19 protein-coding genes are annotated in these 19,387 nt (G+C 64.7%); 14 read left to right on the forward strand and 5 right to left on the reverse strand.

Features of this window, described 5'->3' with window-relative positions; translation table 11 throughout:
• Positions 1-206 precede the first annotated feature (206 nt).
• Genes I2H36_RS03745 through hemB form a run of 4 tightly spaced genes read right to left on the reverse strand, consistent with a single transcriptional unit; the run spans position 207 to position 4,393 of the window.
• Positions 207-686, reverse strand: coding sequence for an RDD family protein (locus I2H36_RS03745; RefSeq protein ID WP_196262496.1), 480 nt, complete (start codon positions 684-686; stop codon positions 207-209).
• A 10-nt stretch (positions 687-696) separates the two neighbouring features.
• The gene (locus I2H36_RS03750) at positions 697-1,938 is read right to left on the reverse strand and encodes a threonine ammonia-lyase (protein ID WP_196262497.1); all 1,242 of its coding nucleotides are present in this window, start codon (positions 1,936-1,938) and stop codon (positions 697-699) included.
• A 29-nt stretch (positions 1,939-1,967) separates the two neighbouring features.
• Complete coding sequence (locus I2H36_RS03755; protein ID WP_196262498.1) at positions 1,968-3,323, reverse strand: branched-chain amino acid ABC transporter permease; 1,356 nt, start codon at positions 3,321-3,323, stop codon at positions 1,968-1,970.
• A 26-nt stretch (positions 3,324-3,349) separates the two neighbouring features.
• The gene (gene hemB / locus I2H36_RS03760; RefSeq protein WP_196262499.1) at positions 3,350-4,393 is read right to left on the reverse strand and encodes a porphobilinogen synthase; all 1,044 of its coding nucleotides are present in this window, start codon (positions 4,391-4,393) and stop codon (positions 3,350-3,352) included.
• Between the two features lie 188 nt (positions 4,394-4,581).
• Between hemB and I2H36_RS03765 the strand changes: the two genes are divergently transcribed.
• From I2H36_RS03765 to I2H36_RS03820, 12 genes are all read left to right on the forward strand, one after another.
• On the forward strand, positions 4,582-5,634 hold the full coding sequence (locus I2H36_RS03765) for an enoyl-CoA hydratase/isomerase family protein (RefSeq protein WP_196262500.1): 1,053 nt from the start codon (positions 4,582-4,584) through the stop codon (positions 5,632-5,634).
• The gene (locus I2H36_RS03770; RefSeq protein WP_196262501.1) at positions 5,634-6,092 is read left to right on the forward strand and encodes a DUF6163 family protein; all 459 of its coding nucleotides are present in this window, start codon (positions 5,634-5,636) and stop codon (positions 6,090-6,092) included. The genes I2H36_RS03765 and I2H36_RS03770 overlap by 1 nt, the downstream gene beginning before the upstream one ends.
• A 268-nt stretch (positions 6,093-6,360) precedes the next feature.
• Entirely contained in the window at positions 6,361-7,632 is a 1,272-nt protein-coding gene (locus tag I2H36_RS03775) for a L,D-transpeptidase family protein (protein ID WP_196262502.1), read from the forward strand.
• Between the two features lie 374 nt (positions 7,633-8,006).
• Positions 8,007-9,311, forward strand: coding sequence for a serine hydroxymethyltransferase (gene glyA / locus I2H36_RS03780; protein ID WP_196262503.1), 1,305 nt, complete (start codon positions 8,007-8,009; stop codon positions 9,309-9,311).
• Positions 9,312-9,325: 14 nt separating this feature from the next.
• A complete protein-coding gene (nrdR, locus tag I2H36_RS03785) occupies positions 9,326-9,835 on the forward strand; it encodes a transcriptional regulator NrdR (RefSeq protein WP_196262504.1) in 510 nt (169 codons plus the stop codon).
• A gap of 182 nt (positions 9,836-10,017) precedes the next feature.
• Positions 10,018-11,148 (forward strand): bifunctional diaminohydroxyphosphoribosylaminopyrimidine deaminase/5-amino-6-(5-phosphoribosylamino)uracil reductase RibD, encoded by a 1,131-nt coding sequence (ribD, locus tag I2H36_RS03790; protein WP_281432972.1) that lies wholly within the window; start codon positions 10,018-10,020, stop codon positions 11,146-11,148.
• On the forward strand, positions 11,148-11,783 hold the full coding sequence (locus I2H36_RS03795; protein ID WP_196262506.1) for a riboflavin synthase: 636 nt from the start codon (positions 11,148-11,150) through the stop codon (positions 11,781-11,783). Before ribD ends, I2H36_RS03795 begins: the two co-directional genes overlap by 1 nt.
• Before the next feature lie 248 nt (positions 11,784-12,031).
• Positions 12,032-12,520: a 6,7-dimethyl-8-ribityllumazine synthase gene (gene ribH, locus I2H36_RS03800; RefSeq protein ID WP_196262507.1), complete on the forward strand. Its 489-nt coding sequence runs from the start codon at positions 12,032-12,034 to the stop codon at positions 12,518-12,520.
• Between the two features lie 2 nt (positions 12,521-12,522).
• Entirely contained in the window at positions 12,523-13,005 is a 483-nt protein-coding gene (nusB, locus tag I2H36_RS03805) for a transcription antitermination factor NusB (protein WP_196262508.1), read from the forward strand.
• 25 nt (positions 13,006-13,030) lie between these two features.
• Positions 13,031-14,020, forward strand: coding sequence for a thiamine-phosphate kinase (gene thiL / locus I2H36_RS03810; RefSeq protein WP_196262509.1), 990 nt, complete (start codon positions 13,031-13,033; stop codon positions 14,018-14,020).
• Positions 13,995-15,233 (forward strand): MFS transporter, encoded by a 1,239-nt coding sequence (locus tag I2H36_RS03815; protein ID WP_196262510.1) that lies wholly within the window; start codon positions 13,995-13,997, stop codon positions 15,231-15,233. Before thiL ends, I2H36_RS03815 begins: the two co-directional genes overlap by 26 nt.
• A gap of 149 nt (positions 15,234-15,382) precedes the next feature.
• A complete protein-coding gene (locus tag I2H36_RS03820) occupies positions 15,383-17,509 on the forward strand; it encodes a sodium-translocating pyrophosphatase (protein ID WP_196262608.1) in 2,127 nt (708 codons plus the stop codon).
• A gap of 116 nt (positions 17,510-17,625) precedes the next feature.
• Here I2H36_RS03820 and I2H36_RS03825 read toward each other — a convergent pair whose 3' ends face one another.
• Positions 17,626-18,087: an outer membrane protein assembly factor BamE gene (locus tag I2H36_RS03825; RefSeq protein ID WP_196262511.1), complete on the reverse strand. Its 462-nt coding sequence runs from the start codon at positions 18,085-18,087 to the stop codon at positions 17,626-17,628.
• Positions 18,088-18,188: 101 nt separating this feature from the next.
• On the opposite strand from I2H36_RS03825, the gene I2H36_RS03830 reads away from it, so the two are divergent.
• Complete coding sequence (locus I2H36_RS03830) at positions 18,189-18,719, forward strand: ubiquinol-cytochrome C chaperone family protein (protein WP_196262512.1); 531 nt, start codon at positions 18,189-18,191, stop codon at positions 18,717-18,719.
• A 12-nt stretch (positions 18,720-18,731) separates the two neighbouring features.
• Positions 18,732-19,247 (forward strand): YceD family protein, encoded by a 516-nt coding sequence (locus tag I2H36_RS03835; protein WP_196262513.1) that lies wholly within the window; start codon positions 18,732-18,734, stop codon positions 19,245-19,247.
• Positions 19,248-19,387: the final 140 nt, after the last annotated feature.

The raw sequence follows: 19,387 nt of genomic DNA on the forward strand, positions 1-19,387 counted from the left end.
CGCTTCATCAACGCTTGAAGGATAACATTGGTGTCCCGTACGTCCAGGAAAAGAGATCGGTTGTCACAGGGGTGTGTTTTCGAAACCCGCTCCTCGATGTCATCCCCGGCGTACGAAGTGCGGGAAGGGGATCCATAGCGTCGAGCATATGGGTGAATTCCCGTCCCCTCCGCTTCGCTGCAGCCGGGAATGACAACCGCAATACCTTACGCCCTGACCACCATCATGCCCGTGAGCAGGTCGCGGATGAAGCGCCGGTCGTCGCGGACGAAGCCGACGAACACGTCGCAGGCCCAGAGCAGGAAGGTTGAGATCGCCACGTAGAAGAACAGCGCGTGCACGGCGGCCGACAGCGGGGACGGGCCCCGGCCGGTGCGCGGGTCGATCACGCGCAGGCCCATGTAGCGCATGCCCACCGTCGCCTGGGCGGCACCGCCGATGGTCACCGCGTTGTAGACGATGAAGATCAGCGCCGTGAGCGGCAGTGCGAAGAACAGCCCCCAGCCGAGGCCGAGCGTGATGATGCCGAGGAAGAAAATGCCGATGGAGATCAGCACGACCCAGAGGGCGATCACGACGAGGTCGATCAAATAGGCCCAGAAGCGTCGGCTGATGACGCCCTCCGTCACCCGGTCGACCTCGTAGGACGGGTAGTTCAGGGTCGGCGGGTAGGGGCGGTTGACCATGGGTTTCTCCTCAGAAGGCGGTCGCGGGCAGGCTTCGGGAGACGATCCGTTGCGGAGCGAGTCCCTCGGCCGCCAGAGCCTCGAACACCTCCAATGTATGTTGTCTGTCGCGCGTTTCGATAGTGATGTCGATGGAAACGCCCTTCGCCGGCACGTCCAGGAACAGGCGGCCGTGCGACACCTCCAGGATATTGGCCCCGAGCTGGCCAAGCAGGCTCGCCACGCGCCCCAGCAGGCCCGGCCTGTCATTGGAGGTGATGCGGAACGAGGTGATGCGGTCGTCCCGTTCCAGCTCGCGCACCATGACGGATGCGAGGATCCGGGCGTCGATGTTGCCGCCGCAGAGCACGAGGCCGACCCGCTTGCCCTCGAAGCGTTCCGGCTGCGCCATCATCGCGGCGAGCCCGGCCGCGCCCGCGCCTTCCGCCATGGTCCGCTGCAGGGTGGCGTAGGCGTTGACGGCGCGTTCGATCAGGGGTTCCTCGACGGCGATGATGTCGGACACGAGATCGCGCACAACGGGCAGGGGCAGCTGCCCGACGGTCTTCACCGCAATGCCTTCAGCCAGCGTCGCGCCGCCGATGGGCTGGTTCTGGCCCAGGATGGCATTGCGGAAGGAGGGGTAGAGGGCAGCCTCCACGCCGATGATTTCGATGCTGGGCTTGAGCGCCTTCACGGCCACCGTGATGCCCGAGATGAGCCCGCCGCCGCCGATGGGCACGATGATCTGGTCGAGATCGGGTGCATCCTCCAGCATTTCCAGGCCGATGGTGCCCTGGCCGGCCATCACTTTCGGGTCGTCATAGGGATGCACGAAGACGAGGCTCTCGGCCTCGGCGATCTCGCGGGCGCGGGCGGCGGCCTCATAGAGCGTTTCGCCGAAGAGGATAACCTTGGCCCCGTAGGAGCGGGTGTTCTCCGCCTTCACCAGGGGCGTACCCTCCGGCATGACGATGGTGGCCGGGATGCCGAGGCGCCGGGCGTGATAAGCCACGGCCTGGGCGTGGTTGCCGGCCGACATGGCGATGACCCCGCGGGTGCGCTCGTAGGGTTTGAGACTTTCCAGCTTCGTCACCGCGCCGCGCTCCTTGAAGGAGCCGGTCGGCTGCATGTTCTCGTGCTTGACGCAGACCGTGGCGCCGGTGAGCTGCGACAGGCGAGGGGCGGGAACGAGCGGCGTGCGCAGCACCTGGCCCCGGATCGTCTCCGCAGCACGGGTCACATCGTCGATGGTGATGGCGTAGTTGGCCACAAACTCCTCCGGAGAGTTATTATACGCTTTTATACAGGCCTTGGCGTCGGATCCTTGAAACCCAGCATGCCGCCGGGCCGGAAGATCAGGAACACGACGAGCGCCGCGTAAAGCGCCATGTCGCGCACCTCGATGGGCAGATACGCCGACCACAGGGTCTCGAACAAGCCCACGGCGAAACCTCCTAACATCGCGCCCGGGATGGAGCCAATCCCTCCGATGATGGCGGCGATCAGCGCCTTGAGGCCGTACTGGAAGCCTCCCGCGAAGCCGAGGCCGCCATATTGCGCCACGATCAGCATACCCGAGAGCCCCGCCATAGCGCCAGCCAGCGCCAGAGTCTGGATGAGCAGGCGGGGTCCGTTCACGCCCATGAGGGCTGCCGCTTTCGCATCATCCGCATAGGCCCGCCAAGCCCGTCCAAAGCTCGTTGCCTGGACAAGCCAGAGGAGGCCAAGTGCCGCGATCAGGCCGATGCCGGCCGTGATGGCCGTGATCGGCGTGAGGCTGACAAGAAATTCCTGTGTACGGGCAAGCGGCCAAGCCTCGGACCAGATCGGCGGCAGCCACACGGTCACGGGGCTCTGCACGATCCGCAGGTACTCCATGAGGAACAGCGACAGGCCGACTGTCGCGATGAGGCTCGGCTGGGTGCTCTCGGCGGTGATGCGGCCGATGGTGAAATATCCGCCGACCGCGCTGTGGATTGCACCGGCGAAGAGCGCGGCGACAAGGCCTGCCGCCAGCCCGAGCACGGGCGCGCTGGCGCCCGAGGCCAGAACGACGGAAGCCCCGGCGATGGTGGCCGCCGACCCGATGGCGGCAAGCTCCCCGAAGGCAAGATTGATCCGTCCGCTCAAGCCGAACACCAGAGCGAACGCGGTCGATAGCAGGGCATAGATGGCGGTTCGCGGCAGGCTCACGAGGATCTGCTGCAGCCAATAGGCGGCCGCCATCGGGACCTCAATCACATCCGCATCGACGCGACTGCCGGGATCGCCCGCTGCGCCTTCCGGCGTGTCGAGGTAGTAGCGCTTGAGCATGTAGAGACTGGCGCCGGAGAGCGGGCCTTCTTCGGTGCCCAAGCCCGTCAGCTCCGCCTTGTTGGGTGAAAGCCCCTCGGCGGCGAACTGGCAGATGGCGAAGCGCTCCAGCATCGGTCGGTCGGGATACTGGGCGATGTAGTCGATCCGCAGGCTTCGCGCGACCGGCCCCGCGCGCACCCGCTCTACGGCGATGACCGCGCCGGGATTGAGCGCCGGCAAGGTCAAGCGGCAGACCCGCGCCTGCTCCGCATCGATGGTGATGCCGCAGGCGGATAAGAGGCTCAGACTCCACAAGAGGACGGCGAGCCGCCGCACCTTGACGAGTCCTGAGCCTGACATGTGGGAGCCTGAATTGTCGGTGCCGCTCAGCCCTGGCTCTTCAGCTTCTCGGCGACCTGCGGGGCGAAGTAGGTGAGAATGCCGTCTGCGCCTGCACGCTTGAAGGCCAGAAGGCTCTCCATCATCGCCCGCTCCCCGTCGATCCAGCCATTCGCGGCCGCGGCCTGGATCATGGCATACTCGCCGGAGACTTGGTAGGCGAAGGTCGGGACCGCGAAGGTGTCCTTGGCCCGGCGCACAATGTCGAGATAGGGCATGCCGGGCTTGACCATGATCATGTCGGCGCCTTCCTCGAGGTCGAGGGCGACCTCGCGCATGGCCTCGTCGGAATTGGCCGGATCCATCTGGTACGTGCGCTTGTCGCCCACGAGGCAAGCGCTGGTGCCGATGGCATCGCGGAACGGGCCGTAGAAGGCCGAGGCGTATTTGGCCGCATAGGCCATGATCTGCACGTCTTGGAACCCAGCCCCGTCGAGGCCTTCGCGGATCGACGCGACGCGGCCGTCCATCATGTCGGAGGGCGCGATGATGTCGGCTCCGGCCTCGGCCTGGAGCAGGGCCTGCCGCACCAGCAGGGCCACCGTCTCGTCGTTGAGGATCCGCTCGCCCTCCAGCACGCCGTCATGGCCGTGGCTGGTATAGGGATCGAGGGCCACGTCGCAGATGATGCCGATGTTTGGCACCGCCTTCTTGATCTCGCGCACAGCCCGGCAGACGAGGTTGCGGCTGTTGAGCGACTCAGATCCGGTCGGATCGCGTAAGGACGGGTCTGTATACGGAAACAGCGCGATCGCCGGGATGTCGAGCGATGCCGCCCGCTCGGCTTCCCGCACGGCCTCTCCGATGGTGAGGCGCTCTACGCCTGGCATGGAGGCGACCGGTGTGCGGCCGCTTGCGCCCTCGACAATGAAGATCGGCCAGATCAGGTCGTTTGCCGTGAGCACGTTCTCGCGCACCAGCCTCCGCGCCCACTCGGCCTTGCGGTTGCGCCGGAGGCGATGGGACAGGCTTAAGGAAGACGATTGGGCTTCCTCCGGGGAGGGGCGGCGGAACGGCGACAGCTTCGACATGGATCCTCATCCGACCCCGGCTTCGCTGCGCCGGCGGCTTTCGAGAGGGTTAGCACATTTAAATCGCTCTAAAAAAGGGTTCGAGGTCGCAGTTCCGCAGGATCCATGGAAGATTGGCCTCAACCCAGCCATGCATTGACGGCCGGCCCCGGCCTTGTTTTAAGCCGCACGAGATGAAGGAGTGGTCCATGGACGAGAGCGTCGAAGTCGTCTGCGAGAAGCAGGGGGAGGCCGGGCTCATCACGCTCAACCGTCCCAAGGCGCTCAATGCCCTCAACCTCGCCATGGTCCGCGAGATGCGCCGGGCGCTCGATGCGTGGGAGAAAGATCCCGCCGTCACGCGGGTCGTGGTTCAGGCCGCCGGCGAGAAGGCCTTCTGCGCCGGCGGCGACATCCGGCAGCTCACCGAAGATCTGAGGGCCGGAAAACGTGAGGAGGCGCTCGCTTTCTGGCGCGAGGAATACCAGCTCAACATCCGCATCAAGCGCTACCCGAAGCCCTACATCGCCCTCATCGACGGCATCGTCATGGGCGGGGGCGTCGGCGTTTCCCTGCACGGCTCGCACCGGGTAGCAGGCGAGCGCTACCTCTTCGCCATGCCTGAGGTGGGCATCGGCTTCTTCCCGGATGTGGGCGCCACCTACGCCCTGCCGCGCCTGCCCGGAGAGACGGGCATGTATCTTGCCCTTACCGGGGAGCGGGTGAAGCGGGCCGATGCGGTCATGCTGGAGCTTGCGACGCACTCGGTCGCAAGCGCGGGTATTCCGGCATTGCGCCAGGCGCTCATCGCCGGCGAGCCGGCGGACGAAGCGGTGGCCCGAGCCGCCGTCGATCCCGGCCCGGCGCCGCTGGAAGCTCACAGGGCCGAGATCGATTCCTGTTTCTCGGCCGGCAGTGTCGCCGCCATCCTGCAGCGCCTCGACGAGGCTGCCGCAAGAGGTTCGGACTTCGCCGCCAGGACGGCCGCCGGCATGCGCACCAAGTCGCCGACGAGCATGAACCTCGCCTTCGAGCAGGTGCGCCGGGGCGCCTCCCTCGATTTCGAGGAGGCCATGAAGGTCGAGTTCCGCATCGTGTCCCGCATCGGCGACGGCCATGACTTCCGCGAGGGCGTCCGGGCGGTCATCATCGACAAGGACAACCAGCCACGCTGGCAGCCTGCCTCCCTTGAGCAGGTGGACAGGGCCGCGATCGAGCATCATTTCGCAGACCTCGGGTCGCACGAGTTGGAGACCGCCTGATGCCCCACAGAGGCAGCCAGCCGTCCAGCCACGCGGCACGGGAGTACCTTTCGGACCGGATCGAGGAGCGGCCCGCACCCCAGGGCTTCATGCGCTGGAGCTTCGTGCTCACCTGCTTCATGCGCATCCTGGCCATTCTCTGGATCATGAAGGGCCTGAGCGCCTGGGCGGTGATCCTCGGGATCTGGACCCCGGTCGGCCAGTTCGAGGCACGCTCCATGGGCTACCAGGCCACCACCATCTACTTCGCCCTAATTGACCTGATCGCCGCCGTGGGCCTCTGGATGGCGAGCACCTGGGGTGGAATCATGTGGCTTCTCGCCCTCATGAGCCACCTGATCCTGGCGGCCTTTTTCCCCGGGATCCTCGCCAGCGGCGTGATGACCGTGACGTTCTTCCTCACGCTCATGGCTGTCTACCTGGGCATTTCCTGGCTGGCGGCCCGGGAAGGGCACTGACCCGTCGCCAAAGGCGAAGCCCGCAGCCAAGCTCCTCACGTAGAAGTGTATCCTCAAGACAACAGTTCAAGGTTACATCGCCCTGAAGAGAGGTTCCGAAGCGCGAGGAGCGGCCCATCAGCCGGATTGCCATAAAACGGCCCCGATGTTCCTCGTTTTCGATACCGTTCTTTAATCCTATCCCGGCACTTATCGCCAGGAGAGGGGGAGCCGGCGTCTGTCCGTCACTCCCGCCATGACCACACCTAACCGGGAAGAGCCTGCGCTCATGTTGTCTCGCCGTACCCTTCTGACTGGATCGCTCGCCCTGATCTTCACGCCGGCCACCGGAGCCCTGGCGCAGCAATTTGCCCAGAACCAGGCCGAGTGGTCGCAGAATTACGAGGCGGTCTCCCGCACCCGCGTCCAGCGGACGTCGACCCCCATGCTCTCGGCCGAGTCGCTCGCCGCCACCGAGCAGATGATCGAGTATTACCGCAACATCGCCGCCCGCGGCGGCTGGCAGCCCGTGCAGGGCGCCCAGGGCCTGCGCGTCGGCTCCAAGAGCCCGGCTGTCGTGGCCCTGCGCCAGCGTCTCATCGTCACGGGCGACCTCGATCAGGCCGCCGGCGAATCGCCCATCTACGATTCCTACGTCGAGTCGGCCGTCCGCCGCTTCCAGGCCCGCCACGGCATCAGTTCCACGGGCACCATGACGGGCCCGACCGTGGTCGCCATGAACGTGCCGGTCGACCTGCGCATCCGTCAGCTCGAGATCAACGTCGCCCGCCTGCGCAGCCTCGTCGGCACCGGGCTCACCAACCGCTATGCGGTCGCGAACATTCCCGCGGCTCTCGTGGAGACGGTGGAGGGTGGCGTCGTTCACACCCGCCACGCGGCCGGCGTCGGCAAGATCGACCGCCAGTCGCCTCTGCTGAACTCGAAGGTGGTCGAGGTCAACTTCAACCCGTTCTGGACGGCTCCTGCCTCGGTGGTCAAAAAGGACCTCATCCCGAAGATGCAGAAGGAGCCGAACTACCTGAGCGAGAACAAGATCCGCATCTTCAATGCGGCCGGCCAGGAGGTTCCCTCCAGCCAGATCAACTGGTTCTCCGACGAGGCGACCCGCTACCGCTTCCGCCAGGATCCGGGCGGCGACCTGAACTCCATGGGGTTCGTGCGCATCAACATCCCGAACCCGCACGGCGTCTACATGCACGACACGCCCTCCAAGGGCATCTTCGGCGACGACTTCCGCTTCGTCTCCTCCGGCTGCATCCGTATCCAGAACGTGCGCGACTATATCGAGTGGCTGTTGAAGGACACCCCCGGCTGGAGCCGTGAGCAGATCGACGCGACCTTCCGGTCCGGCGAGCGCATCGACGCCCGCCTGGCCCAGGCCGTTCCGATCCACTGGATCTACGTCACCGCCTGGGCGACCCCGGACGGCCTCGTGCAGTTCCGCGACGACATCTACAACAAGGACGGTCTCGGCAACGCGATCCCGGTCGCGAGCCGGGTGCCGACTGAGCCGGACCAGGAAATGTTCCTGCAGAACTGATCTTGCAGAGCCAGCTTCAAACTTTACGTCATCACCGGCCTCGTGCCGGTGATCTCGTTTCTGAGAGGCGCGGTGCATTTCTGATCGGGATGGCCGGGACAGGCCCGGCCATGACGTGGCGGGTGTCATCCCCGGCGGCCGCAGGCCGGGAAGGGGATTCACTCGCACGCTCAGCGCCATGGATTCCCTTGCTCCGGCCGGGAATGACACTGGAATCGGCCTCTGCCTTCTATCCGGGCCTGCCGTTGCATTCCTAGAGCCTAGTGGGCATGTCTCCGGAGCAGTTGGCGTGGTGAAGCCCGCCATGATAAAGGCCAGTACAATCAGGATTCAGCGGCCCGTGTCGGCGGGCTCACAGGAAGGCGAGGGTACCCATGAGCGCCAGTGAAGCGGCACACAGCCATCTTTCCAACAGCTTCTTTTCGGCAAGCCTCGTCGACAGCGATCCCGAGATCGCCCGCGCCATCGGGCTGGAGCTCGGCCGCCAGCGCGACGAGATCGAGCTGATCGCCTCCGAGAACATCGTGTCCCGCGCCGTCCTTGAGGCGCAAGGGTCGGTGATGACCAACAAATACGCGGAAGGCTATCCGGGCCGCCGATATTACGGCGGCTGCCAGTTCGTCGACATGGCCGAGGAGCTCGCCATCGAGCGCGCCAAGCGCCTGTTCGACTGCAAGTTCGCCAACGTGCAGCCCAATTCCGGCTCCCAGGCCAACCAGGCCGTGTTCATGGCGCTCATGAAGCCCGGCGATACCTTCATGGGTCTCGACCTCGCCTGCGGCGGCCACCTGACTCACGGCTCTCCGGTCAACATGTCCGGCAAGTGGTTCAACGTGGTGAGCTACAAGGTGCGCGAAAGCGACCAGATCATCGACATGGACGAGGTCGCCCAGCTGGCCCGCGAGCACAAGCCGAAGGTGATCGTCGCCGGCGGCTCGGCCTATTCCCGGTTCTGGGATTTCGCCCGCTTCCGCGAGATCGCCGACGAGGTCGGTGCCTTCTTCATGGTCGACATCGCCCACTTCGCCGGACTCGTGGCGGGCGGCGCCCATCCGTCGCCGTTCCCGCATGCGCATGTGGTCACCACGACCACCCACAAGACCCTGCGCGGCCCGCGCGGCGGCATGATCCTCACCAATGAGGAAGATCTCGCCAAGAAGTTCAACTCGGCCATCTTCCCCGGCCTCCAGGGCGGCCCGCTCATGCACGTGATCGCGGCGAAAGCCGTCGCGTTCGGCGAGGCGCTGCGCCCCGAGTTTAAGCTCTATGCCCGTTCTGTGGTCGAGAACGCCAAGGTGCTGGCCGACACCATGCTCGCCAACGGCTATGCCATCGTGGCCGGCGGCACGGACAACCATCTGATGCTGGTGGATCTCCGCCCGAAGAAGCTCACTGGCAAGGCCGCGGAAGCAGCTTTGGGCCGCGCCCACATCACCTGCAACAAGAACGGCGTTCCGTTCGATCCCGAGAAGCCGATGGTGACCTCGGGCGTGCGCCTCGGCACCCCCGCCGCCACCTCACGCGGCTTCGGCGTGGCCGAGTTCAAGAAGGTCGGCGAGCTGATCGTCGAGACCTTGGATGGCTTGGCGAAGAACGGCGACGAGGCCAATGCTTCGGTCGAGGAATCGGTCAAGAACCGGGTTCACGAGCTGACCCGCCGCTTCCCGATCTACGGTTGAGATTCGGCTGATCCATGCGTTGCCCTTATTGCGGGAGCCTGGACACCCAGGTGAAGGATTCCCGCCCCACGGACGATTCCTCGTCCATCCGCCGCCGCCGCATCTGCCCGGATTGCGGCGGTCGCTTCACGACCTTCGAGCGCGTGCAGCTGCGCGAGCTCACGGTGTTGAAGCGCTCCGGCCGGCGCGTTCCCTTCGACCGGGACAAGCTCCAGCAATCGGTGGACGTGGCCCTGCGCAAGCGGTCGGTCGATCCCGAGCGCGTCGAGCGTATGATCAACGGCATCGTGCGCCAGCTCGAGAGCATGAGCGATGGCGAGGTGCCGAGCGAAACCGTGGGCGAACTCGTCATGGAGGGGCTGAAAGGCCTCGACGACGTGGCCTATGTGCGCTTCGCCTCCGTCTACAAGAACTTCCGCGAGGCCAGGGACTTCGAGGAGATTCTTGGCAAGCTGGCCGAGGGAGAGACCGAGGACGAACTGCCGCCGCCGCCGAAGAAAAAGCGCGCTCCGAGCGAGTCATGAACGGGCCCAGCGCCAGCGGGCTGCCGCCTGACCATATCTCTCCGGGGCTGGCCGATAAAGAACATAGCGCGAGTGTCCCTCCCCCTTGTGGGGAGGGTCAGGGTGGGGGTGTGAGCACCATTCCGTCAGAAGGTGGCGCCAGCACCCCCACCTCCAACTCCTCCCCACAAGGGGGAGGAGGGCTGCCGGAGCGTCATACACCAAACCATCAGGACGAGCGCTTCATGCGCCTCGCGATTGCGCTCGCGTCGCGCCATCTCGGGTTGACCTGGCCCAACCCGTCGGTGGGAGCCGTGCTGGTCGATGAGAGCGGTGACGTGCCTGTCATCCTCGCACAAGGCATCACCCAGGCGGGTGGCAGGCCACATGCGGAGCGCATGGCGCTGGAGGCCGCCGGAGAGCGCGCCCGTGGAGCAACGCTCTACGTCACCCTCGAGCCCTGCGCCACCCGCAGCAGCCGGGCTCACGGCCCATCCTGCACCGACCTCATCGTCGCCGCTGGTATCGGCCGGCTGGTGGTCAGCGTGGCCGATCCGAGCCCGCACGCCGCCGGCCAGGGACCGGAGCGCTTCGGCCGTGCAGGAATTCCGATGAATGTCGGCTGCCTGGCCGAGGACGGCGCGAGGCTTCATCGGGGGCACATCACCCGCGTCACGAAGGGACGGCCCGCCGTGACCGTGAAGCTCGCCCGGAGCACGGAAGGCTTTGCCGGATCGCGCCACGGCCCGCGCCTGATGCTCACGGGCGAGATCGCCAACGGCAGGGTCCACCTGATGCGCGCCCATGCGGACGCGATCATGGTCGGTGTCGGGACGGTGCTGGCGGACGATCCGCTGCTGAATGTGCGCCTTCCCGGACTGGAGAGCCGCTCGCCTGTTCGCATCGTCGTCGATTCTCAGCTCAGGACGCCGGTGACATCGCGAGTTGCAGCCGGTGCGCGGGAGATCCCGACCTGGATCGCAACGACAGTGAATGCCCCGGTGGATGCCGAAAGAGCACTGACAGCGCTGGGTGTCGAAGTCCTGCGGGTATCGAGTGATGTATCCGGCCGCGTCTCGCTGTCCGAGGCTTTGCAGCTTCTCGGTACACGCGGCATCACGCAGGTGTTTTGCGAAGGCGGACCGGATCTGGCGGACGCGCTGGCGACAGCCGATCTCATCGACGATCTGGTCCTGATCACCGGCCGCTCCGCGCGGGGCCAGGGCGACGTTCCGGCGCTCGGCGCATCGCTGCAGGACCGCATGGACCATCTCGAGTTATGGGCCGAGCAGCAGATCGGCCCCGATCTTTCCATGCTCTGGGAGAGACCCTGATGTTTACGGGTATCGTCACCGATGTCGGTGAAGTGGCGGTGGTGGAGGGGTCCCAAGGCACCCTCAAGCGCCTACGCATCCATTCATCCTATGATCCTGCCACCATCGTGCTCGGCGCCTCCATCGCCTGCGGGGGGCCGTGCCTCACGGTCGTTGCCTTTGGCGAACGCGATGGTGGGTGCTGGTTCGACGTGGATGCCGCGGCCGAGACGCTGGAGCGCACGACGGTGGGTGAGTGGCAGGCGGGCACGCGGGTGAACCTGGAGCGATCCCTGAAGATCGGCGACGAGCTCGGCGGTCATATCGTGACCGGGCACGTGGACGGTCTGGCCACCATCGTGGCCAAGGAGGCGATCACCGCCGGTGACGATCCCTGGGGGCCGACGGCCCGCTTCACCCTCAAGGTGCCGCCGGCGCTTGCCCCGTTCATTGCCGAGAAGGGCTCGGTCTGCCTCGATGGCACGTCGCTTACCGTGAATGCGGTCAACGACGACATGTTCTCCGTGCTCATCATTCCGCATACGCTCAGTGTGACCACCTGGGGCGACCGGCAGGTGGGCGACAAGCTCAACCTGGAGGTCGACCTCATGGCCCGCTACGCGGCGCGGCTTGCGGATGCGCGCCGGGCGGGGTAGGGGAACGCCCAACGTTTCCCGTATTCCATACGCAGTCCTCATCTTTGAGCCTAGCCGAAAAGGTCTAGCGCGGGGTTTCCCTCCCCCTTGTGGGGAGGGATTAAGGGTGGGGGTGTTGGCGTCAGACCTGCATAGGCTATCGCTCACACCCCCACCTCTAACTCCTCCCCACAAGGGGGAGGAGAACTGCCGTCGCCTCTAGTCCTGGCACTCAGAATGAAGGCTGACACTAAAGGTGTTCGAGACCTATGGTCGCCCATTCCGACAAGCCGAAAAGCCCCCGCCCGCCGGTTCCCGGTGCCCGCATCCTCGTCGTCGAAGCCCGCTTCTACGACGACATCGCCGATGAGCTTCTGCGCGGGGCGCAGGGAGCCGTCGAGGCGGCGCAGGCCAGCATGGATGTGCTGACCCTGGACGGTGCCCTCGAGATCCCGGCCACCATCGCCATCGCGCTCGATGCGGCCGAGAGGGCCGGCAAGCCCTACGACGCCGTTGTGGCCCTGGGCTGCGTGATCCGCGGCGAGACCGGCCATTATGATATCGTTGCCGGCGAGAGCGCCCACGCCCTCATGGACCTGTCGGTCGAGCGGCGCATTCCGCTCGCCAACGGCATCCTGACCGTCGAGAATGATCAGCAGGCCTGGACCCGCGCGAGCGTGAATGAATTGAATAAGGGCGGGGGCGCGGTCGAGGCGGCGCTCGCCGTCCTGCGCATCAAACAGAAACTGGAGGCCTGATCATGACGAAGCCAGCAGAGCGCTCGGCCGCTCGCCTCGCTGCTGTCCAGGCCCTCTACCAGATGGACATCTCCGGCAAGACCGTTGTCGACGCGCTCGCCGAGTTCGAGACGTTCTGGATCGGTCGCGAGGTCGAAGGCATCGCGTTCCAGCCGTCGGACAACACCTTCTTTCGCGATATCCTGTCGGGCGTGGTCAAGAACCAGCGCGACATCGACGTCAGGATCGACAACGCGCTCGCCACCGACTGGCCCCTCAAGCGCATCGAGGCCGTGCTGCGCGCCATCCTGCGCGGCGGCGGCTATGAGTTGATGTTCCGCAAGGACGTGCCGGCCCGTGTCGTCATCACCGAGTACGTGGATGTGACCCACGGCTTCTACGGCGACGACGAGCCGGGCCTCGTCAATGCGGTGCTCGACAAGGTGGCCCGCGAAGTGCGCCCCGGCGAGCTCGAGAAGAAGGCCGCCGGCCAGGGCGGGCGCTAACGCGAGCGGGCAAGGTGATCGGCCGATGAGTGCGAGCGAACGCCCGAGCGAGGACAGCCTCATCGCGCGATTCTTCGCTCCCATTGCCGGAGAGGGCGCCTTAGGCCTCAAGGACGATGCAGCCCGGCTGACGCCGAAACCCGGCCACGACCTGATCCTCACCACGGACGCCCTCGTCGCGCGCGTCCATTTCCTGCCCGAGGATTCTCCCGGCTCCATCGCCCGCAAGGCGCTCGGCGTGAACGTTTCTGATCTCGCTGCGAAAGGCGCCGATCCGGCCGGCTTCCTCCTGAGCCTCGCCCTGCCTGACGACTGGACCGAAGATTGGCTCGCCGATTTCGCCGACGGTCTCGGTCAGGCGTCGCATGATTTCTCCTGCCCGCTTCTCGGTGGCGATACGGTGAAGGCGAGGGGACCGCTGACCCTGTCGGTCACAGCTGTGGGCCAGGTGCCGACCGGCCGGATGGTCCAGCGCACCACGGCGCAGGTTGGCGATCTCATCTGCGTCACCGGCACCATCGGCGATGCAGCCCTGGGGCTCAAGCTCCGCTCGGCCCCCGCCTGGAGCGAGAGCCTGTCGCCGGACGAGAAGGCGCATCTTGCCGACCGCTATCTCCACCCCCGGCCCCGCCACCAGCTTGCCGCCACCCTGCGCGACCACGCCAGCGCCGCCATGGACGTCTCGGACGGGCTTGCGGGCGATCTCGCCAAGATGATGATGGCCAGCGGCGTATCGGCCCTGGTAGAGGCGGATCAGGTTCCGCTGTCGGCTGCGGCCGCCGAGGCGGTCCAGGCGTCGTCGGAGCTGTTCGACCTGGCGCTCACCGGCGGCGACGATTACGAGATTCTCTGCACTGTCCCGCAAAAGTCCCTCGACAGTTTTCGCCAGGAAGCCGATAGGATCGGGATCTCTCTGTCCGTCATCGGCCGAGTCGTCGCAGGACACGACCGGCCGGTCTTTCGGATGAACGGTCTCGAAAGACGTTACGATGTCGGCTCCTACCAGCATTTCTGATACCTCCTTCCAGGCACCTTCCAGCGACAGCGTCGCCAAGCACAATGCCATCGTGCTGGCCGTCGCCATGGCGCTCGGTGGGTCGAGCCCCGCCATCGTTGTGTCGCTCGGCGGCCTCGTGGGTCAGGCGCTCGCCTCGAACAAGGAGCTGGCGACCCTTCCCGTGAGCCTGCTCAATCTTGGGCTGGCCCTCGGCACGATCCCGGCCGCCATGCTGATGCGCAAGGCGGGGCGCCGCATCGGTTATATGGTCGGCGCGGGCATCGGCCTCGCCGGCGGCTGCATGGCAGCTTTCGGCATCGCCTCCTACAGCTTCGTGCTCTTCTGCCTCGGTACTCTCATCATCGGCAGCTACGGCTCCTTCAACCAGAGCTACCGCTTCGCCGCCACCGATGCGGCCTCCGAGGCGTTCAAGCCAAGGGCGATCTCCTGGGTTATGACTGGTGGGCTGATCGCCGGAGTCGTCGGACCCCAGACCGTCATCTGGACCCGGGATGTCGTTGAGGCCGCTCCCTTCGCCGGAGCCTTCCTGGGGCAGGCGACACTCGCATTCCTGTCGATGATCGTCGTGTGGTTCCTGCGGCCTGCACCGGTAAGCATTGCCTCCACCAAGATGGGAGGCGGCAGGCCTTTGCTCGAGATCGTGCGGCAACTGCGCTTCATCGTAGCGGCGGTCACAGGCCTGGTGTCGTACAGCCTCATGACCTTCATGATGACGGCTGCTCCCTTGGCGATGATCGATTGCGGTCATTCGGTCGGCGTCGCCGCTCTCGGTATCCAATGGCATATCCTGGCCATGTTCGGCCCGAGCTTTTTCACCGGCCGCCTGATCTCACGTTACGGCAAAGGGGCGGTGACAGCCGCAGGGCTCGTGCTGATCGCCCTCTCCGCCGTGATCGGATTGTCGGGCATCACCGTCGCCCATTTCTGGATCACGCTGATCCTGCTCGGCCTCGGCTGGAACTTCGGCTTCATCGGGGCTACGGCTCTCGTGACCGACTGCTATCGTCCGGAAGAGCGGGCTAAGGTCCAAGCGGCCAACGACTTTCTGATTTTCGGTTCAGTCGCGGTTGCTTCGTTCTCGTCAGGGAAGCTCCTAAGCGCCAGCGGGTGGGAGAGCGTGAACTGGCTGGTCTTCCCGCCGGTCGTGATTGCCCTAGCTCTTCTGGCTTGGCAGCAGAGAACAAAGGTGAGCGCACCCGCTAAAGTATAAAGGGCTTCCTGTGGGTTCTTACTGCAGGATTGTTGCGAACTGCCTAGTTTTTTGCCACCAAATATGAAGTTCGCTGGGGGTAGGGGCCACTCAAGGCCAGAAAATGAGCCTTGAGGAGCGGTTTTCTGCTTTCCCATAACAAGGATGGCATAATGGCACTCACCCTAATTGTCTTGGGCGGGCTTCTTTCGATCGCGTATGGCTTCTGGGCCATCAGCGACGTGATGAAGCGGGACGCCGGTTCTCAGCGCATGCAGGAAATCGCCGGGGCGATTGCCGAAGGCGCAAAGGCTTACCTCCGCCGGCAATACCTCACCATCGCCATCGTCGGCGTCGTCCTGTTTGCCGTGATTGCCTATTTCCTGGGTGTCCGGGTTTCCATTGGCTTTGCTATCGGCGCCATCCTCTCGGGCATGGCCGGCTTCATCGGCATGAACGTGTCCGTCCGTGCCAACGTCCGCACGGCCCAGGCCGCAACCCAGTCGTTGGGTGGAGGCCTCGACGTGGCCTTCAAGGCAGGCGCCGTGACGGGAATGCTCGTTGCAGGTCTCGCTCTTCTCGGTGTGGCTCTCTACTACGGCTATCTCACCCGGATCGACGGGTTGGCTCCTTCTGACCGTGTGGTTATCGACAGCCTCGTGGCATTGGGCTTCGGCGCCTCGCTGATCTCCATCTTCGCCCGTCTCGGTGGCGGCATCTTTACCAAGGGCGCCGACGTGGGCGGCGATCTCGTGGGCAAGGTCGAAGCCGGTATTCCGGAGGACGATCCGCGCAATCCCGCCACCATCGCCGACAACGTGGGTGATAACGTCGGAGACTGCGCCGGCATGGCGGCCGACCTGTTCGAGACCTATGCAGTGACTGTCGTCGCGACCATGGTTCTGGCAGCGATCTTCTTTGCCGGACAGGCAAATCTCGACACCATGCTGATGTACCCGCTTGGCATCGGCGCGGCCTGCATCGTCACCTCGATTATCGGTACTTTCTTCGTCAAGCTCGGTCAGAACGAGTCCATCATGGGCGCGCTCTACAAGGGGCTCATCGTGACCGGCGTTCTGTCCGCCCTCGCCATCGGTCTTGTGACCTGGCAGATGATCGGCTTCGGCGCTATCGCGGGAGCGAAGTTCACGGGCCAGGACCTGTTCTGGTGCGCCGTCATCGGCCTTGCCGTGACGGCTCTCATCGTGGTCATCACCGAGTACTACACTGGCGTCGGCTTCCGCCCCGTGCGCTCCATCGCCCAGTCGTCGGTGACTGGCCACGGCACGAACGTGATCCAAGGCCTCGCGGTCTCGCTGGAATCCACCGCGCTGCCGACCGTCGTGATCATTGCGGGCATCATCGTTGCCTTCAAGCTGGCGGGCCTGTTCGGCATCGCCATCGCGGTGACAGCCATGTTGGGTGTTGCGGGTATGATCGTGGCTCTCGACGCCTTCGGTCCGGTCACTGACAACGCGGGCGGCATCGCCGAAATGGCCGGCCTGCCGAAGGAGGTCCGCAAGTCCACGGACGCCCTCGACGCGGTCGGCAACACCACCAAGGCGGTCACGAAGGGATATGCCATCGGCTCCGCGGGTCTTGGTGCCCTGGTGCTCTTTGCCGCCTACACCTCGGACTTGAACTACTTCACCCAGAACGCAGCCCAGTACCCGTACTTCCAGGGCGTGGCCCCGAACTTCTCGCTGACCAACCCCTATGTGGTGGTCGGTCTCCTGTTCGGCGGCCTTATCCCGTTCCTCTTCGGCGGCATCGCCATGACGGCGGTGGGTCGGGCAGCCGGTGCGGTCGTCGAGGAGGTGCGCCGTCAGTTCCGCGAGAAGCCGGGCATCATGGCCGGAACGGATCGTCCCGATTACGGACGCGCCGTCGACATGCTGACCCGGGCGGCGATCAAGGAAATGATCGTGCCGTCGCTCCTGCCCGTGCTGGCGCCCATCGTGACCTACTTCGTGGTCTACTGGGTGGCAGGCAAATCCGAGGCCTTCTCGGCTGTCGGTGCCATGCTGCTGGGTGTGATCGTCACGGGTCTCTTCGTCGCCATCTCGATGACCTCGGGCGGCGGCGCGTGGGACAACGCCAAAAAGTCCTTCGAGGATGGGTTCACGGATGCCTCCGGCACCACCCACCACAAGGGCTCGGAGGCTCACAAGGCTTCCGTGACGGGCGATACCGTCGGCGACCCCTATAAAGACACGGCAGGCCCTGCCGTGAACCCGGCGATCAAGATCACCAACATCATCGCCCTGCTTCTCCTGGCTATCCTAGCTCATTCTTAGCAGTAGCGATCCTGAATGCACAAAACCCGCGGTGAGAGCCGCGGGTTTTTCATGAGCCGTTTGATATGAAAATGGCCGGGACAGGCCCGGCCATCGAGGTTTCCAGAAGTTTTGGATCAAGTCCCGAACGGGTTGAAGCTGCTTGCGCCGCGGAAGATCTGTCCGATGAAGCTTGCTTCCTCGCCGCCGGCAGGGGTGGTGCGGCTGATGAAGTCGAATACACGGCCATCCTGAAGACCATATAGGGCAACACGCTCGACCCGGAGACCCTTGTCGAAATAGACCGCCGTCACCCGTTGGTCCACGACCTGCTCACCCATGAACTGAAGGGAGCGGCGGGATTTCTGGCTGATATAGTACCAGTTCCGGTTGCCGACGGTGGACACGGTTGAGGGGGTTCCGAGGGTCTGCAGAACCTGCTCGGCACTCATGCCCTTCTTCACCTGAGAGATGGCTTGCTCATCCACCACGTAGCCACGCTGAAATTCCTCGCCTACGCCGTTGCAGGCGGCGACGGACGAAGCGAGAACGGTTGCTGTAGCCAGGCGCACCAAAAGAGGATGATATCGACGCATCATACGGTTCTTCCAGAAAATGCGGCGCGGATAAGCTTGCGCCTATGGACCGTGATGGCGTAACCCGAGGCTACGATTTTGACAAGCTTTGGAAGGGCAGGGCTGTGATCTTCAGTCTCTTCCGCAAGGATCCCCGGCGCACGATCATCGCAACTCTCTACAAGAAGGTTGCGACGGCATCCCGTGAGCCAGGCCTCTATGCGTCACTCGGCATCCCGGACACCCTTGAGGGACGGTTCGAGGCTCTGTCGCTCCACATGATCCTGGTGCTCCGGGCCCTGCGCGGAATGGCGTCGCCGGCCGATGAGGTCGCCAAGGACCTCACCGATGCTTTCTTCAGGGACATGGATGCTTCCCTGAGAGAGATGGGGGTGGGCGATACGGTCGTCCCCAAGCGTATGAAGAAGGTTGCGGAATCCTTCTATGGAAGAGCTCAGGCCTATGATGGGCCGCTCAACGCCTCGGACGATGTGGGCCTTGCATCGGCTCTTGGCCGGAACGCCTATGGCGCCGAGGCACCCGCCACTGCCCTTGCGCGTTATGCCCTCGCGGCCGATCGCGAGTTCAAGACGGTCAGCCTCGACGTGTTTCTGGAAACAGGGCCCGTCTTCCCCATGCCCGAAGCTTTCGCATAAGGAGGGAACCCCATGACACCTGAAACCGTGGGTCCATTGTCGCGGCTCGTCGACGTCATGAGAATCCCGCCTCGCGGGCAGGACGTGCATGTGGAAGCGACGGCCGAAGAATGCGCAGCGCTTGCCCGGGACTTCGGGCTTCCAGGGATCCAGTCGCTCAGTGGCGACTATCACCTGAAAACCTCGGCCAAGGGGATCAATGTGACAGGGGTCGTCAAGGCCTCGATCACCCAGATCTGCGTCACAACCCTTGAGCCCTTCGACTCCGCCGTCGAGGAAGAGGTTGAGGTGGATTTCGCCGAGTCTTCGGGCATGCCGGCCGAGCCGCCGACCGACATCAATGAATATGAGCCTCCGGATGAGATCGTGAACGGTCAGATCGACCTGGGCGCCCTCACGTCCGAGTTCCTGGCGCTCGGGCTTGATCCTTACCCGCGGAAACCCGGTGTCGACTTCGACTATCGGGATCCCTCGGATGAAAAGGATTCGCCCTTTGCGGCCCTGAACAAGCTCCGGGAAGGCAAATAGAGGACGGTTTGGACGTCCTTGCGTCACCCTTTTCGTCCCTGTCAACGGCTTCCCGGCAGTTCAGAATTCAGTTGCGGAGCCCCCGCAAACCGCTATTTTCCGCCCCCTGTTGAATGACTTAAAAGAAAGAACAACCGTTC

Origin of the sequence: Microvirga terrestris (genome assembly GCF_015694425.1) — a bacterium.
Lineage (GTDB): Bacteria > Pseudomonadota > Alphaproteobacteria > Rhizobiales > Beijerinckiaceae > Microvirga > Microvirga terrestris.